At 29.9% G+C, this 15,915-nt stretch carries 18 protein-coding genes; 9 read left to right on the top strand and 9 right to left on the bottom strand.

Annotation, left to right across the window (positions count from 1 at the left end; genetic code table 11):
• Positions 1-115 precede the first annotated feature (115 nt).
• A complete protein-coding gene (locus tag ACREVU_RS16480; protein ID WP_431552690.1) occupies positions 116-883 on the bottom strand; it encodes a DUF3231 family protein in 768 nt (255 codons plus the stop codon).
• 84 nt (positions 884-967) lie between these two features.
• Positions 968-1,975 (bottom strand): DUF3231 family protein, encoded by a 1,008-nt coding sequence (locus ACREVU_RS16475; protein WP_431552689.1) that lies wholly within the window; start codon positions 1,973-1,975, stop codon positions 968-970.
• A 391-nt stretch (positions 1,976-2,366) separates the two neighbouring features.
• Here ACREVU_RS16475 and ACREVU_RS16470 point away from each other — a divergent pair, with 391 nt between their 5' ends.
• The 5 genes from ACREVU_RS16470 to ACREVU_RS16450 all read left to right on the top strand — a co-directional run bounded on the left by ACREVU_RS16470 (position 2,367) and on the right by ACREVU_RS16450 (position 6,719).
• Positions 2,367-2,873, top strand: coding sequence for a CBO0543 family protein (locus tag ACREVU_RS16470; protein ID WP_431552688.1), 507 nt, complete (start codon positions 2,367-2,369; stop codon positions 2,871-2,873).
• A gap of 304 nt (positions 2,874-3,177) precedes the next feature.
• Complete coding sequence (locus tag ACREVU_RS16465) at positions 3,178-3,462, top strand: ArsR/SmtB family transcription factor (protein ID WP_431552687.1); 285 nt, start codon at positions 3,178-3,180, stop codon at positions 3,460-3,462.
• A 35-nt stretch (positions 3,463-3,497) separates the two neighbouring features.
• The gene (locus ACREVU_RS16460) at positions 3,498-5,972 is read left to right on the top strand and encodes a CoA-disulfide reductase (protein WP_431552686.1); all 2,475 of its coding nucleotides are present in this window, start codon (positions 3,498-3,500) and stop codon (positions 5,970-5,972) included.
• A gap of 138 nt (positions 5,973-6,110) precedes the next feature.
• Positions 6,111-6,344 carry a P-loop NTPase gene (locus tag ACREVU_RS16455; protein WP_431552694.1) on the top strand — a complete coding sequence of 78 codons (234 nt, stop codon included), beginning with the start codon at positions 6,111-6,113 and terminating at the stop codon, positions 6,342-6,344.
• 18 nt (positions 6,345-6,362) lie between these two features.
• Positions 6,363-6,719: a NifB/NifX family molybdenum-iron cluster-binding protein gene (locus ACREVU_RS16450; protein ID WP_431552685.1), complete on the top strand. Its 357-nt coding sequence runs from the start codon at positions 6,363-6,365 to the stop codon at positions 6,717-6,719.
• A 59-nt stretch (positions 6,720-6,778) separates the two neighbouring features.
• On the opposite strand, the gene ACREVU_RS16445 is transcribed toward ACREVU_RS16450, so the two are convergent.
• Positions 6,779-7,171, bottom strand: a complete 393-nt coding sequence (locus tag ACREVU_RS16445) for a rhodanese-like domain-containing protein (RefSeq protein WP_431552684.1) — start codon at positions 7,169-7,171, stop codon at positions 6,779-6,781.
• A gap of 242 nt (positions 7,172-7,413) precedes the next feature.
• On the opposite strand from ACREVU_RS16445, the gene ACREVU_RS16440 reads away from it, so the two are divergent.
• Positions 7,414-8,511 carry a DUF3810 domain-containing protein gene (locus ACREVU_RS16440; protein ID WP_431552683.1) on the top strand — a complete coding sequence of 366 codons (1,098 nt, stop codon included), beginning with the start codon at positions 7,414-7,416 and terminating at the stop codon, positions 8,509-8,511.
• A 115-nt stretch (positions 8,512-8,626) separates the two neighbouring features.
• Here the strand turns inward: ACREVU_RS16440 and ACREVU_RS16435 are convergent, their stop codons facing one another.
• Positions 8,627-9,844 (bottom strand): C40 family peptidase, encoded by a 1,218-nt coding sequence (locus ACREVU_RS16435; protein WP_431552682.1) that lies wholly within the window; start codon positions 9,842-9,844, stop codon positions 8,627-8,629.
• A 208-nt stretch (positions 9,845-10,052) separates the two neighbouring features.
• On the opposite strand from ACREVU_RS16435, the gene ACREVU_RS16430 reads away from it, so the two are divergent.
• Positions 10,053-10,796: an alpha/beta fold hydrolase gene (locus ACREVU_RS16430; protein ID WP_431552681.1), complete on the top strand. Its 744-nt coding sequence runs from the start codon at positions 10,053-10,055 to the stop codon at positions 10,794-10,796.
• Here ACREVU_RS16430 and ACREVU_RS16425 read toward each other — a convergent pair.
• A complete protein-coding gene (locus tag ACREVU_RS16425; RefSeq protein ID WP_431552680.1) occupies positions 10,788-11,729 on the bottom strand; it encodes a serine/threonine protein kinase in 942 nt (313 codons plus the stop codon). The genes ACREVU_RS16430 and ACREVU_RS16425 overlap by 9 nt on opposite strands.
• 401 nt (positions 11,730-12,130) lie before the next feature.
• On the opposite strand from ACREVU_RS16425, the gene ACREVU_RS16420 reads away from it, so the two are divergent.
• Complete coding sequence (locus ACREVU_RS16420) at positions 12,131-12,574, top strand: cell wall hydrolase (RefSeq protein WP_431552693.1); 444 nt, start codon at positions 12,131-12,133, stop codon at positions 12,572-12,574.
• A gap of 64 nt (positions 12,575-12,638) precedes the next feature.
• The gene (locus ACREVU_RS16415) at positions 12,639-13,061 is read left to right on the top strand and encodes a hypothetical protein (protein WP_431552679.1); all 423 of its coding nucleotides are present in this window, start codon (positions 12,639-12,641) and stop codon (positions 13,059-13,061) included.
• 124 nt (positions 13,062-13,185) lie between these two features.
• On the opposite strand, the gene ACREVU_RS16410 is transcribed toward ACREVU_RS16415, so the two are convergent.
• The 4 genes from ACREVU_RS16410 to ACREVU_RS16395 form a co-directional block, all read right to left on the bottom strand.
• Positions 13,186-13,923: a peptidylprolyl isomerase gene (locus tag ACREVU_RS16410; RefSeq protein ID WP_431552678.1), complete on the bottom strand. Its 738-nt coding sequence runs from the start codon at positions 13,921-13,923 to the stop codon at positions 13,186-13,188.
• A 49-nt stretch (positions 13,924-13,972) separates the two neighbouring features.
• Complete coding sequence (locus ACREVU_RS16405; RefSeq protein ID WP_431552677.1) at positions 13,973-14,809, bottom strand: type I phosphomannose isomerase catalytic subunit; 837 nt, start codon at positions 14,807-14,809, stop codon at positions 13,973-13,975.
• A gap of 29 nt (positions 14,810-14,838) precedes the next feature.
• A complete protein-coding gene (locus ACREVU_RS16400; protein ID WP_431552676.1) occupies positions 14,839-15,324 on the bottom strand; it encodes a hypothetical protein in 486 nt (161 codons plus the stop codon).
• Positions 15,325-15,516: 192 nt separating this feature from the next.
• Complete coding sequence (locus tag ACREVU_RS16395) at positions 15,517-15,807, bottom strand: hypothetical protein (protein ID WP_431552675.1); 291 nt, start codon at positions 15,805-15,807, stop codon at positions 15,517-15,519.
• Positions 15,808-15,915 lie beyond the last annotated feature (108 nt).

Genomic DNA, 15,915 nt, shown 5'->3' with positions numbered 1-15,915 from the left:
AATCTTTTCAATTCTCATCACCTCTTCAATTCTATTGTACAGAAAAGGTGTTTGTTTTTGTGGTTATTTGGAAATTATTCCGGGTTCTTATTTTCCTAAATCTCATGGTTTTAGTTTACCACTTACATTTGCCAGCCCATGTACTTGGAGGTTGAATATCACTTTGTAATAACACAGCACTTAATTCGGTTATAATGTTTTTTGATATTTCTTTACCTTCTATAAAATATGTTTTCACTTCATTTTCTTTCGCAACTTGTGCAAATCCCGTCATCAGTTGCATTCCTAAAATGTTATTTTCTAGAGCTTCATTAATATACCCAACCTCAATTGTATTTAATGAGCGTTTTTCAGATAAAATATTATATCCACTCATGTAATTTGTGTTTTCAATAAATTCTATATGTTTTGGCATAGTTACAGCTGGTGGCTGTGCAAGGACTCCTTTTCCTAGTAGGTAGTTGGTTGTGATAACATAATATTTATAAGCAATATCATATTCAAGTTTAAATAAATTATGAGCTTCTTTCATATGAGATATAGCTATAAATACAGAACAATGACCAAGTTTTAATTTCATCATCTGACGAAGAAACATTATATTAAAAATATCATCAAATAGTGGAGGTTCCTCTCTTAGTATATCTCGTTCATCAAAGCCCATGGGAATAACTGCATTTGCACTATTAAATATATTAACAATATTATTTTTTACATTTATAATTTCAGTAATATACTCATTTAATATGTTTTTGGCTTCACTATCAACAGTTTTATCTTTAAATATATTAAATATCATTAAATTTGCTGTTGTAGATTGATATGCCATCCATATTGTACCTAATTCTGACGATGATAATTGTATCTTTGCCTCTGTAGTCATTTAAATGCCTCCTTTTTTTATAAAATAGGTGTAAACCCACTATAACTTTAGTGTAGTTGGTAGTTGACAAGCATAATTAATCTTCTATTTTGTAAGTTGATTTCTATCTTCCATTTGAGGAGGCTCTTCCATCCATTTATATTTGATCATTAATTTCGCACCTTTTTTTGAATATTCAAATGTATCCTTAGAAATAAGTCCAAGTTTAACAGGTAAATCTTTTCTCATGCTAAAAGATGTACCCAGTCCAGTGAAGCCTAATGCTGTGACGGCTGTTAAACTATTTGTGTACATCATAAGTTTATCTGAGAAAGGAGCCTGATTAGAATCTGTAGCTTTACCTGCCCAAGCACTTGGAGGTTGAATATCACTTTGTAATAGCACACCACTTAATTCTGTAATTACATTCTTTGATAATTCTTTACCTTCGATGAAATATTTTTTAACTTCGCTTTCTTTTGCAACTTGCGCAAATCCAGTAAGTAGTTGCATATTAAAAATATTATACTCTATAGCTTCATTAATATAACCAACCTCAATTGTATTTAATGAACGTTTTTCAGAAAAAGGATTAAATCCACTCATGTAATTTTTACCTTCTATAAATTCTACTTGTTTTGGCATAGTTACATATGGTGGTCTTGCAAGCACGCCTTTTCCTAATAGATAATTTGTAGTAATCATATAATATTTATTAGAAACATCGTACTTTTGTTTTAATACGTCATTTACTTCTTTCAAATATGACATTGCTGAAAATACAGCAGAATGACCTAAATGTAACTTTGAAATCTGGCGAAGATACATTATACAAAAGATATCATCAAATAGAGGTGGTACTTCTAACATAATATCCTGCTCCCCAAACCCTACTGGAATAACAGCTTTTTCATTATTAAATATATTTGTAATTTCATTAATTGTATTTTTTCTAGCAATAGAATAGGAGGTAAGTATATTTTTAGCCTCCTTATCTATAACTTTATCTTTAAATAGATTGCAAAATGCTATGGCTGCTGATAATGTTTGATAACTCATCCATAATGTACCTAATTCTGTTGAAGTTAATTGTACTTTTGCTTCTGTTGTCATTTTAATCCACCCTTCATATATTATATTAAAAATATATAATTATAGTTTTCTTAATTGTATTATGTTTGAATTCTTCTCATCTTATACTGTTATAAGGTATTTCCATTATAAAAAATAAAATATGTGGACTTACGAGTGCGATAATCCAAGCATACATCAGCTTTTTAAAATAAAGTATTATCAACTATTTATCACAAAATTGCAAATTATTAAATTGCAAAGCATAATTTTAAATTTCATACTTATAAATTTTATAAAAAAGGAAACACTAATTTTATTAACAATAATAACAAGTATTCTTGTTATTATTGTTATAAATTAAAATGGATTAATTAGAGAAAGTAAATATATTATTGTATTTATCAAACTTGTATTATAAGGAAGTGTTTAAATGTACCTTATCTTTCTTTCATTAATTTCAATATACATTTGCTACAAATTAGGTGATTGGAAAAATTGGGAGAAGTATTACTCTACTATCTTATTTTTTATATTAAGTAGTGTAGCTTCCGCCTTCTTAACATACGATCATCCATTATGGTTATACAAATCAGTAGTAATAAATCATACTTTTACAGATTTGCTTATTTCAATAACTGTATATCCATGTACAGTTATGATGTTCATCCCTCATTTACCAAGCAAAATAACAAAAATAATTCTTCATATTTCTATTTATGTAGCTATTTATACCATTCCAGAATTCATTGCTATTAAATTAGGTTATTTTACATACTTTAACGGATGGAATATATGGTGTACTCTCATATTTAATTGTTTGATGTTCCCAATGCTAATTCTTCATTATAAAAAACCATTATATGCTTGGGGCATTGCATTGATAAGTCCTCATATTTTATTTTTTCTTTTAAAAATACCATATAATATTATTAGATAAAACAAATACTAAAAATAATCGAATATGATGTAAAATTTTTAAAAGAAGGAAGGAATTTGTTAAGGTGAATACTAATATATTAAACAAATAGCAAGTCGGTATGCTAGCATACTAGACTTGTTATTTGTTTTTAATAAAAGTTTTAAATAAATATTTAACAAAGATTGATATTTCTATTGATTTTAATTTTATATGTGATATTATATTGTTATATCTTAATATTACAATATACCAATTTAATGATCTACTTAAAATTACAATTTAACTAAATAATGCTGATTTAAAATTCAGGAAAGGAAAAGCTATGGATACAGATTATACGAAATACTGTGAAATTGCAGAAGTCCTAAAAGTATTGGCACATCCTATTAGGTTATGTATAGTAAAAAGTATATTAGACCAGGGTGAGTGTAATGTTTCTCATATGCATACTTGCCTTGAGGTTCCTCAATCTACTGTATCCCAACATCTACAAAAGCTAAGATATGCAGGCGTTATAGAGGGAAATCGAAAGGGGCTTAACGTAAACTATAAAATTAGAGATGAAAGAATAATAAAGTTAATAAATTCAATTTTAATATTGAGTTAATAATAGATAATGACTATACGAGGAGGAATATTTAGATGAAAAAAGTATTAATAGTAGGTGGCGTAGCTGGTGGTGCTTCAACAGCGGCAAGACTACGACGACTTGATGAAACTGCAGAAATTATTATGTTTGAAAGAGATGAATATATTTCTTTTGCAAACTGCGGGCTTCCTTATTATATAGGTGAAGTTATAAAAGAAAGAGATAATCTTTTAGTACAAACACCTGAAAGTATGAAAGCTAGATTTAATATAGATGTAAGAAATAACTGCGATGTAACTTCCATTGACACAGATAAAAAGACTGTGACAGTTAATAGCAAGACTCGCGGTACTTATGAAGAAAGTTATGATTATATAGTCCTATCACCAGGTTCTAAAGCAATTAAACCTAATATAGAAGGCATTAACAGTAAAAGAATATTTACATTAAGGAATATACCAGATACGGATAATATAAAAGCATTTGTGGATAAAAAAGGTATTAATTCTGCTATTGTTATTGGCGGAGGCTATGTTGGCATTGAAATGGCTGAGAACTTAAAAGAAAGAGGTCTTGACGTTACTATAGTAGAAGCTGCTCCCCACATAATGGCCCCTTTAGATACAGATATGGTTTTAACCGTTGAAAAGGAAATTTCAGATAACGGCATTGAAATAATTTTAAATGACGGTGTAAAAGCTTTTAAAGATAATGAAGATAGTGTAGAAATAATTTTAAATAGTGATAAAAAACTAAGTGCTGACATGGTTATTTTAGCAATAGGAGTGGTTCCTGATACTGGCTTCCTAAAAAATAGTGGAATAGAATTTGGGCCTAGAGGTCATATAATAGTAAATGATAAAATGGAGACAGCCGTGCCATCTGTGTATGCAGTGGGCGATGCAATAGAAATAGTTGATTTTGTAAACAAACAAAAATCAGCAGTTCCACTGGCTGGACCTGCAAATAAACAAGGTAGGATTGCAGCCGATAATATAGCAGGGCTTGGAACTACTTATAAAGGAACTCAAGGAACTTCAATTATAAAGGTTTTTGGTTTAACAGCTGCAGGTACAGGCAATAATGAAAGAAATTTAACACGCCTTAACATTCCTCATAAAGTTGTATTTGTACATCCTGTATCTCATGCATCATATTACCCTGGTGCTCTTACTATGACTTTAAAACTCATTTTTAATGATGAAGGAAAGATCCTTGGAGCTCAAGGTGTAGGTTATGATGGAGTAGACAAGCGAATAGATGTACTTGCTACAGTTATACGCCTCGGCGGAACAGTTACCGATCTAACAGAACTAGAGCTCTCTTATGCGCCTCCTTTCTCATCAGCTAAAGATCCAGTAAATATGGCCGGTTTTTTGGCTGAAAATGTGTTAAAGGGAATAAGTGATGTAATAACTACAGATGAATTCTTAGCCTACGATAAATCGAATACTGTTCTTGTAGATGTACGTACTGACATTGAATTTGAAAATGGACATCTTGAAGGTGCTATAAATATCCCTGTAGATGATTTAAGAGAAAGAATTAATGAACTTGATAAAAGCAAAGAGATTTTTAACTACTGTCAGGTAGGTATTAGAGGTTATATAGCCGCTAGAATTTTATCTCAAAATGGTTTTAAGGTTAAAAACTTAACAGGAGGATATAAATCAGCTTTAAATTCAAAAATAAAGCTAGATAAAGTAAGTATTAGTGAAGGGGCCAAAAGGCAGTCTGTAGATCCCGATACTCAAGTTATAAAACATTCTTTAGATAATGGCGCTTCTAATTATGATAAAGCTCTAGATGCTTGTGGTTTGTGTTGTCCTGGCCCATTAATTCAAGTTAAAGCTAATATTGATGATTTAAATGAAGGTCAAATATTAAAAGTAACAGCATCTGATCCTGGCTTCTATGAAGACATTAAATCTTGGTGTACTAAAACAAATAATGAATTATTAGATTTAAGAAAAGACAAGGGCATGGTTTATGCTTATATAAAAAAAAGCAATAAGACAAACAAAATAAATAAGTTTATTGACTCAGATACTGTAGAAAAAAGCAATAAAACCATGGTAGTTTTTAGTGGTGATTTAGACAAAGCCATTGCAGCCTTTATTATTGCAAATGGAGCCGTTGCAATGGGCAGTAAAGTTACCATACTATTTACCTTCTGGGGTCTTAACATTATAAGGAAACCTGAAAAAGTATCTGTAAAAAAAGGAATAGTTGATTCCATGTTTGGGTTTATGATGCCAAGAGGAAGTAAAAAACTTAAACTATCCCAAATGAACATGATGGGAATGGGAGCTAAAATGATCCGTTCCGTAATGAAAAACAAAAATATAAGTTCTCTTGAAGATTTAATAAAATCAGCTATTGATAGTGGCGTAGAGGTAGTTGCTTGCTCAATGTCTATGGATGTTATGGGTATTACAAAAGAAGAACTTATTGATGGAGTTAAAATTGGAGGAGTAGGCTATTACTTAGGTGAAGCTGAAAACTCAAATGTAAATCTGTTTATTTAATGTTTTTAGCAAATATCTTAAAGAAGTGTGGTTACTTTATTCATGCTTCTTTTTCTTATATTAGACTCAATATTCCTTGATCAAAATTAATATTCTTTATTCTTATAAATTTTATACTACCTTTTGTAATTTGATGTAATAGGACTCGTAGAAAATATGAGTTATATTATTTGCTCTGGATGCAGTGAGAAAATAAGAATCTTTGAATCAGATAACATTCAAGAATTTCTAAATAAAAATGATTTAGATTTACTTGGTGAAATTCCAATGTGTAAAGAAATAGTTAATATTTCAAACAAAGGTCAATACAAGTTAAATACTGAATTAACTGAGAATCTTATAAATAAAATTATCACTAACATAAAAAAATAAAAAATGGAGGTAATATGTATGAAAATAGCACTACCTAATAAGGGAAATATGGTGAATCAACATTTTGGAATGAGTGAAAGTTTTGTAATTGCAACTATAGAGGACAAAAAAATTGTTAGCATTGAAGAAATATCTTCAGTTGAACTGGCACATAATCATCAAGGTCTAGCAAACTTACTTACAGCAAAGGGAGCAACAGTAGTTATTACTGGAGGTATTGGCAGTGGAGCTATCAATGGCTTACAACAGAACGGCCTTAATGTAATAAAAGGAGCATCTGGTGAATATAAAAAAGTTATTGAGGAATATATTAATGAAACCTTAGAAGATAAAGATGTAACTTGCAATCATCATGGTGAACATCATCACCAATAAACATAAAGGAGCACAATTGTGCTCCTTTATATTTTCATCTCTATAATTAAATTAATGAACTACCTTTTTAAATTTCCATTAAAACCTGATAACCCATGATTCATATGATAAATTGGCCCAAAATTATTTTTTAACAATACATTTATTGCTTTAGGACTTCTGCTCCCCGATGCACAGTGAACTAACATTGGCCTGCCACGAAATTTTTCCAGTTCTGTAATCCTAGAAGCAATTTCACTAACAGGCATTAGTTTAGATCCATTTATATGCCCAGATTTATACTCACCTTTAGTTCTAACATCCAGAATAACAAGATCTTTAGTATCTTTGATGAAGGAAGTTGCCTCTACCCCAGAAACATTTTTTACATTCTTATTAAACTTAAGTATTATTCTAGGATAAAGCATGTATGCGAGCAAAAGAATAGCTGCTATGGTAAATAAATTATTCATATTTTTCTCCCTTAAACTTTATTTTTTTATTGCTATATATGTTTTTCTTATTTTTTAGTGTTTTAAGATTAATAATGATGTTATACCCCCTATAGGTATATAATATCATTAATATTCAATAAATACAATATAAGATATCAAAAATAATGAAATAAGTTTTAAAAATAATTGTTCATAAAAAATACCTTTGATAATTCCTCAGTAAATTGGTAAAATAGAATTTAAAAGGAAGTGTTCTATATATGCTGAAAAAATTTGTAACCACTAAGCAATTATTTTTAATCTTGCTTTTGCCTTTAAGTATTTTTCTATCACAGTTCTCTAGAATTCTCCCAAATTTTATAGAAAAATTTTATTCTTCATTTTTTTATAAAATAATTGCCAATATTTTAAGTGCAGTCACAGGATTTTTACCCTTTTCTCTTGCAGAATTAATAATTGTCTCTTTTTCAACTTTCGTTATATTTTATATTTCAAAAACAATTTTCCGCTTATATAAATACAAAAATAAAAGATTAAATACTTTAAAGAACTTTGGATTAAATATACTTGCTATATCAGGAGTAATATATTTCTCATTTCAGCTTTTATGGGGATTTAATTATCAAAGACTAACTCTAGATAAAATATTCCAATTAAATATACGTAATTCTTCATCCGCTGAAGTTGCCAACCTTTGTAAAATGCTTATAAATAATTCAAATACTCTAAGAAAAAAATTAAAGCAAAATCAGAATGGCATAATGGAACTTCCCTATGATAAAAAGTATATGCTAGAAACTGCTCAATTAGGGTATGATAATGCTTCACTAAAATATAGTAAATTAAAAGGTAACTATGGAACACCTAAGGGCATATTACTATCAATCCCAATGTGTTATACAGGAATTACTGGCTTTTATTTTCCTTTTACCAATGAAGCTAATATTAATATGGCAGAGCCTGATTCATTCCTTCCCTTTACAACTGCTCATGAAATGGCTCATCAAAGAGGATTCGCCAAGGAAGATGAAGCAAATTTTATTGCATATATAGTCTGTATAAATCATCCTGATGTAAACTTTCAATATTCAGGTACACTTGCAGCTTTATCTTATTCATTTAATGCATTACGGAAAAACGATTCTCAAAAATTCGAAGAATTGATTTTAACCTGTAGTACTAGTGTACTAAATGACTTGAACTACAATCAACATTTTTGGAAAGGTTACTCTGGCCCTATAGAATCAATGGGTGATAAAATTAATGACACTTATCTTAAGGCTCAAAATCAAGGATCTGGAACAAAGAGTTATGGTGCAATGGTGGATTTACTTCTGGCCGAATACAGAAAAAAATAATTCTTTAGATACCCTGTTCAATTATAAATAGGGTATTTAAAGAATCATTAAGTGAATCTCAGATGACCAAAAGTAACAAGAGTGCATGGCAATTTTTTAACATGTTTACAGTTTATTATCTAACTCTTCTTGCAGACATATAATCACTTCTGGTTAATTGTGATATTTTAACTACATCCCCTGTGCTTGGGGCATGTATGTATGAATTATTTCCCACATAAATACCAACATGATGAGGACTTCCTGATCCAAAGAACACTAAATCTCCAGCCTGTAGGTTTTCCCTAGACACAAATGCTCCGTTAGTTATCTGATCATAGGTAGATCTACCTGTACTAACTCCAAAATGTGCATATACATATTGAACAAAGCCCGAACAATCAAAGGTATTGGGGCCTGTTGCTGCCCACTCATAAGGGGTTCCGAGGAAACCTTCAGCATAAGCTATTACTTCATTTGAACTAACTGATGATGTGTTTTGACGTTGACTTAGTTCTTCTTTAGGTTCTTCTTTTGCGGGTTCTTCTCTTACTACATTATTTACTACATTACTTGCCAAACCTCTTGATGGAGTAATTTCTCTGGTATTTTGAGTAGCTACTGCCACCTCATATTTAGGTGTTTGATTTGATGCATTTTTTATTTGGATCATAGTACTACCCAGTAATGCCTCAGTTTCTGTTATTTCATTCCTGTGTAATTCTTGCTCCGTTTTTGCTTCTACTATTAATTTACTTTGTTCTTTTTTCTTTACACTAAGCTTGTCCAATTTGTCTTCATTCTCAGCTTGTAATGCTAATATTTTTTTCTTGTTATCATCAAGATTTTCTTTTCGATGCTCAATATCTTGTTTTTTAACATTTAATTCACTAATAATTTGGTTATCATATTCTACAATCCTTTTAACATTTTCTACTCTTGAAATAAAGTCTTCTAACCCTTGAGAATCAAGCAAAATTTCTAAATATGTATCTGCTCCATTCATAAACATGACTCTCATTCTTTCATTAAACAAATCTTCTTCGCCCTTTATATTTTCCTGAGCAATTGCTAAATTCTTAGTATTCTGCTCTATTTTATTTTCAGCATCATTTATCTGCTCTTTTGCTTTATCTATTCCTGAATATATACTTTCAATATCAAAATCCAGCAACTCAATAGATATCTCTAATTTTTCAAAATCCTCCTGCAACTTAGTATATGAACCTTTTTGCACTTCAAGCTGTTTCTTTTGATTATTTAGTTGTTCACTTAGTGGTGCTGCTACTATTGGCATACTTGCTGACATAGCTAGTCCTGTAGCTATGAGTAGAGATAATATCCTTTTTCTCATTATTATTCCCCCACATCAAATATTGTTAAATTTTTATAAATTTTTGTTTTTTTATTCATAAAAATATTATAGCACTATATTGGGACAAACCCAAGGGAATAAAAAAATGTACTCTATTGACTAAAATTTTACATAATGTTATTATTCAAATATGTTAGGTATGTATAAATCAAGTTTTATATTTTACTCATAAGAAGGGTGGTATATAATGAAAAAATCTTCAAAAAAAAGGTTGATATTGGCTCCTGTTATATTGATAGGAATCTTTATCATATCCTTCGTTGTTTGGTCAAATAGTTATTATAAAGCTACAGATGAAACACTAGTTTTTTTAAAAACGGATAGTAGTGTTACTGTTAATCATGAAAAGTATATAACCTTTACTCCCAAAATTGCTACTACTACTGGTTTTATTTTTTATCCAGGTGGAAAAGTAGATGAGAATGCCTATGCACCTCTTTGTAAGAGCATTGCTAAGCAAGGGTATAAAGTAGTAATTGTTCCCATGCCATTAAAATTAGCTGTCTTTGGTAAAAATAGAGCAACTGATGTAGAAGCATTATATCCTGAAATTAAAAATTGGGCAATAGGTGGACACTCTCTTGGAGGTGTTATGGCAGCTAATTATGCTTATAAAAACCCTTCAAGTATAAAAGCGCTAATTTTATATGCTTCCTATCCACAGAACAGTAATAATATGTCATCCCAAAATATAATAGTGTTATCTACCTGGGGATCAAAAGATGGTGTGGCAGATATAAATAAAATTAAAGGCTCTAAAAAGCTCTTACCTAGAAATTCAGTTTTTCAAAGCATAGAAGGCGGAAACCATGGTCAATTTGGCAATTATGGCATTCAAAAGGGAGATAACATTCCCAATATATCTACAAATGAGCAACAACAAATAGCAGTAAAAAGCACAGTAGCTATTCTTTTGAAAATATCAAAATAAAATATAAATGACTACTAAAATTGCAACTATAAAATATAAAAATCCTACAATTTTTTTTCTTAATTTTCCTCCTTTGTATATCTTTTCTTGGAGTCTTTTAGTACACCTATTCGTTCTAATATTATACTCGTTCAATTTCGCTGTTTTTTCATATACACTCACTTTTAATGCTTCCAAAATTTCTTTTTTTAAGACTTCAACTGAACTATATCTATCCAGGATATTGATTTTAACACACTTTTGTATTATTGCTTTTAAATTTCTATCAATATCCTCCTCATAATTTTCATCAATAAGAGGCTCCACCCCTGTGGTAGGAGTCTTTCCTTTAACCATGAAATATATTAACATTCCTATTCCATATATATCTGTTTGCTTGCAACATTTTCCTAAACCATATTGCTCTGGAGCTGCATATCCATTAGAACCTGCACTCCTTGCATCTTTATCTATATCACTCTTATAAACTTTTGAAATACCGAAATCAATTAAAACTACTTTTTCACTGGGAGTTATCATTATATTTGATGGTTTTATGTCTCTATAAATAATAGCTGGATTTTGATTGTGCAAATAACCTACTATATCGCATAGATCCGATGTAATCCGGCAAATTTTTTCCATTTGCATTTTACTATTTACTTTCACATATTCTTTTAGTGTTTGACCCTCCACATAGTCTTGAACCATGTAAAGATAATTATTCTCATAAAATATATCAACTATCCGGCGAATACCTACATGGTTTAAATCTTTTAAAATATTTGCTTCTGTTAAAATACCTGTATTTTTTATATCCTTTATTACTTCTTTTATAGCCCAAAGGTTTCCATACCGAGTGTTTTTACATAAATAAACGGTACCCATACCACCTTTTCCTAAAATTTTAATTACCTCATATTTTTCATCTAATATATCTCCACTATTTAGCATAATTCACCTCTTGTATAAATGTTTCATAACTTGTCTATTTATAATATACGTATAGTTACCCAATTTTAAGGGGAGTCCGCTTATAGTCATATCTCACCTCACATTAGCATATATATATATACTAATGTGATATTTTCATATATAAATTATTTACAAATAAAAAATACATTTGCTATTATTTTTTTACTTCAAGTAATAATAATATCTCATAAAATGAGAATGCAAATGCTAATTAATTATATCAAACTTTAAATAAATTTACAAGATTTTGTACGTAAAACCCTTTAATCAGTTGTTGGGTGAATATCACTATTAGCTGTAATTTCTTTTAATTTTTATGTACCATATTTAACATGATGAATATAATAATACTGTAAAGTAAATTGAGGAGATGACTAATGATGGCTTACAGTGCTAGAGAGTTATTAGCTAGAATAATAAAATGTGAAGCTGGTGGAGAAGGCGAAAATGGAATGAAAGCCGTGGCTTCTGTAGTTATGAACAGAGTTAATGTATCCGATGGCGAATATCTTAGACTAGGTCAAGGTGATCTAATAAAAATCGTATTTCAGCCGGGGCAATTTGATTGTGTAGCTTCTGTACTTAATGGTATGTCTAATCCACAAACCATATGGTCTAGTCCACCAGAACAAATACATTATGATATTGCTGATTGGGCACTATCTGGTAATAGATTATATACAACAGGTTCTTCTCTGTGGTATTTTAATCCCTTTGCACCAGGTTGTCCATATTTATTCCCTTTTAATGGAAGTGGAACCTATCAAGCTAGTGTAGCTCAACATTGCTTTTATAATCCCACAGCCAAATATTTTACAACTTAATTAATAAACTTACTAACAATACCTTTAAATAATAAGTAAATATAATTTTTAAGGAGGATATTTTATGTTTATAGTACCACCTAACAATTTTAATGGAAGTCCAATGTGGAATGCTTATCCAATGTTTTCAGAACCTCCAATGATGCCTTTGCCAAATTCAGATGTGAATGATGATCATTTAAGGCAAAGACCTATACCCCAAGCCCCTCCTATTAACCAAGACTTTCAAATTGCACCTGATTCCCCAATAGTAAATAATCCACTTTATAATCAAGGTTGGTTAACAACACAAATAGGTAAATATGTAAGAATAGCATTTTTACTTGGGACCAATCTATTTCAAGATAGAACTGGAACTATACAAGAAGTTGGAATTAGTTTTATTATTCTTAAAGAAACTTCTACAAATGATTTAATAATGTGTGATATGTACTCTATTAAATTTGTAACAGTTTATAACAATCAAGATCTAAAATGTCAAAAGTAACATAAATTATAAATATAATTTTCAATATGTAGTATATTAGTTATAAGTTATAGTAAACAAAACTTTTATATAAGAAAATAAAAAGCTGCCCCTACTTTAACTCATTAGGGGCAGTTCTTATACTTTATTTTACCTTTTCTACTTCACCATATTTTACTCCAAAGGTGTCTACAGTAACTTTTTTCATTTTTTGATTTTTTATAGGTCTATTAAACTTTGGATTGTCATTTTTTGTATCAACTGGATAGAATTTATTTTCATCTCTTGGTGTGTTTACAATTTTATCGACTGTTTCCATTCCTTCTTTAACCTTACCAAAAACAGCATAATCGCCATCTAATTGACTCGAACTATTAACCATTATAAAGAATTGGGATCCAGCTGAGTTTGGCTCTCCACTTCTAGCCATGGAAATTACTCCTCTTTCATGCTTTAAAGAATTTTCAAACTCATTATTACTAAACTCACCAGCTATTGAATAACCTGGTCCACCTAAGCCTGTTCCCTCTGGGTCTCCTCCTTGTATCATAAATCCTGGTATTACTCTATGAAAAATTAATCCATTATAAAAACCGCTCTGAACTAGTGAAACAAAATTTCTAACAGTATTAGGTGCAATCTCTGGATATAATTCTACCCTTATAACTCCGCCATCTTCCATTTCTATAGTAACTATTGGATTTTTGTCATTTGCTCCTTTTTCTGTTTTAACTTCCTTTGCAGGTTCTACTTTTTCTGTCACTTTTGGGGCACTTTCAACTTCAACTTTATTTTGTTCCTTACTAGAACATCCTACAACAAAAATCACCAAAAACACAGTACATAATGCCATTACTTTTTTTAAACTCTTAATTTTCTTCATCTTATGAGTGCTCCTTTTCATTTATTAATAAGTAAAATACTACTTCGGGTTAGTTTTTTACACTTGCCTTAATTAATTCCATATTTCCCTTAAGTATATATTCTACTCCTTTTGATATATAGATTGTTTCTTCTTCTTTTAATTTCATTTGCATATTATTAGCTTTTATTACACCTTCGCCACTTATTACTATATAACTATGAAAATTTTCTACAACCTTATCTACATAATTATTATTAACAATAATCTTTTCCACTTTAAAATATGGTGTCTCTAATTTAGAGAAATTATCAATTTTGCCTCCATTATTTTTGCCTTCATAATCTATAACGTCTAAGGACTTTTCAATATGTAGTTCTCTACCGCGTCCCCAGTCATGAAGCCTATATGTAATATTACTACTTTGCTGTACCTCAATAAGCTTTATCCCTGCTTCTATTGCATGTACAGTCCCCGCTGGTATATAGATGAAATCTCCTCTCTTTATACTAATTCGCTCTAAATAATCATCTAATTTATCTTCTTTTATAATTAGACTTAACTTTTCTTTGTTTAACCCTTTCTTTATTCCTGATATTAAGGTTGCGCCTTCTTTTGCTTCTAATATGTACCAACATTCAGTTTTACCATTAGAATGCTCTACTCTTCTAGCATACTCATCATTTGGATGTACTTGAACAGATAAATTATCTTCTGCTTTTATAATTTTATTTAGTATAGGAAAATTGCTACCACATCCTAAAACATGAGATAATTCTTGACCTTTATAAATTCCTTCTTCTATTGTAGCTTTCCCATCTTCATGGCAAGAAAGTACCCATTTCTCCCATCCCCATATTTTTTCACTTATGTATGGTTTTAATTTCAAAATTAATTCATTAGACATTACAATACCTCCAATAATCCTTAATTGTTTTATTCCCTATCCTTTACAACACCTATTGCTTCTTCTCTCGTACTACTTGGCCCACAAATATTGAACTTTCCATTATATTTACTGTCTATTGTACCCAATCTTATAAGTATTTCATTGAAGTCCTTTGATGTGTCCAGTGTTCCCATTACTTCATATTGACCTGTTTTACTGTTTTGGGTTTCTATAAAAGCATTATATCCCATAGTTTTAAAAGCATTATTTTTAGCGCATATCCTATGTAAAATAACTTGTTCTTTAATTCCATCTACTTCTACACTTCCAGTAAATACATGATTTAAAGATAATTTCTTTTTCAATTTTCCAACAAGTTTTATTTCAGTTACCTTTTGAAATTCACTATTGTCCGCATACATAAATGCACTATAGTTTCTTTCAATACTCACCGGTCTAAAATATATAAGTGATATTAAAATTATACCAATAATTCCAATTACTATTGAAGCTTTTAAAGATACTCTATCCATATTCATCACCTCAAATCTAAATTATTTCATTAACAATATTTACTTTTTCCCAACTATACATAATATTATAAACTAAATTATCTTATAGTGCACTAGAAAAAGTAAAGTTGCGCATAAAGAGAAGTTAAGATGCTATATTAATACATTCACTTAGTAATCATGAAAAGTTAAAAGCTATCTATCACCCTTTTTCTATTTTTTCGAAGATAGTTTGGGTAAAATAAAGTCAATAAACACCCCCGCGCACACTCCGCTTATAACACAAGCAGTGCACACAAATAGATACAATGCTTTTATTAAATCTCCAAAACCTTCACCCGAATTAGTCCTAATAATATACACATTATATACTCCCATAAGAAGAAAAATAAACGCAGGAATATATTTAGCATATTTTTTTCTACCCACTAACCTATGGATTAAGTACGTTATACCAATTACTACAATGCATACCGCTGACACTAATAATATAAATCTTGTCATTATATCCTCTCCTTTATTAATAAATTTCTGCTAATATCATATTAAACTTTAAAAATATATTAATTAATCCTAGGGCTAAAGCAAAGCACCTATGTGCTTTGCTCACAG

Origin of the sequence: Clostridium sp., from assembly GCF_050717535.1 — a bacterium.
GTDB lineage: Bacteria > Bacillota > Clostridia > Clostridiales > Clostridiaceae > Clostridium_AD.
This window is presented reverse-complemented; position numbering and strand designations above follow the sequence as displayed.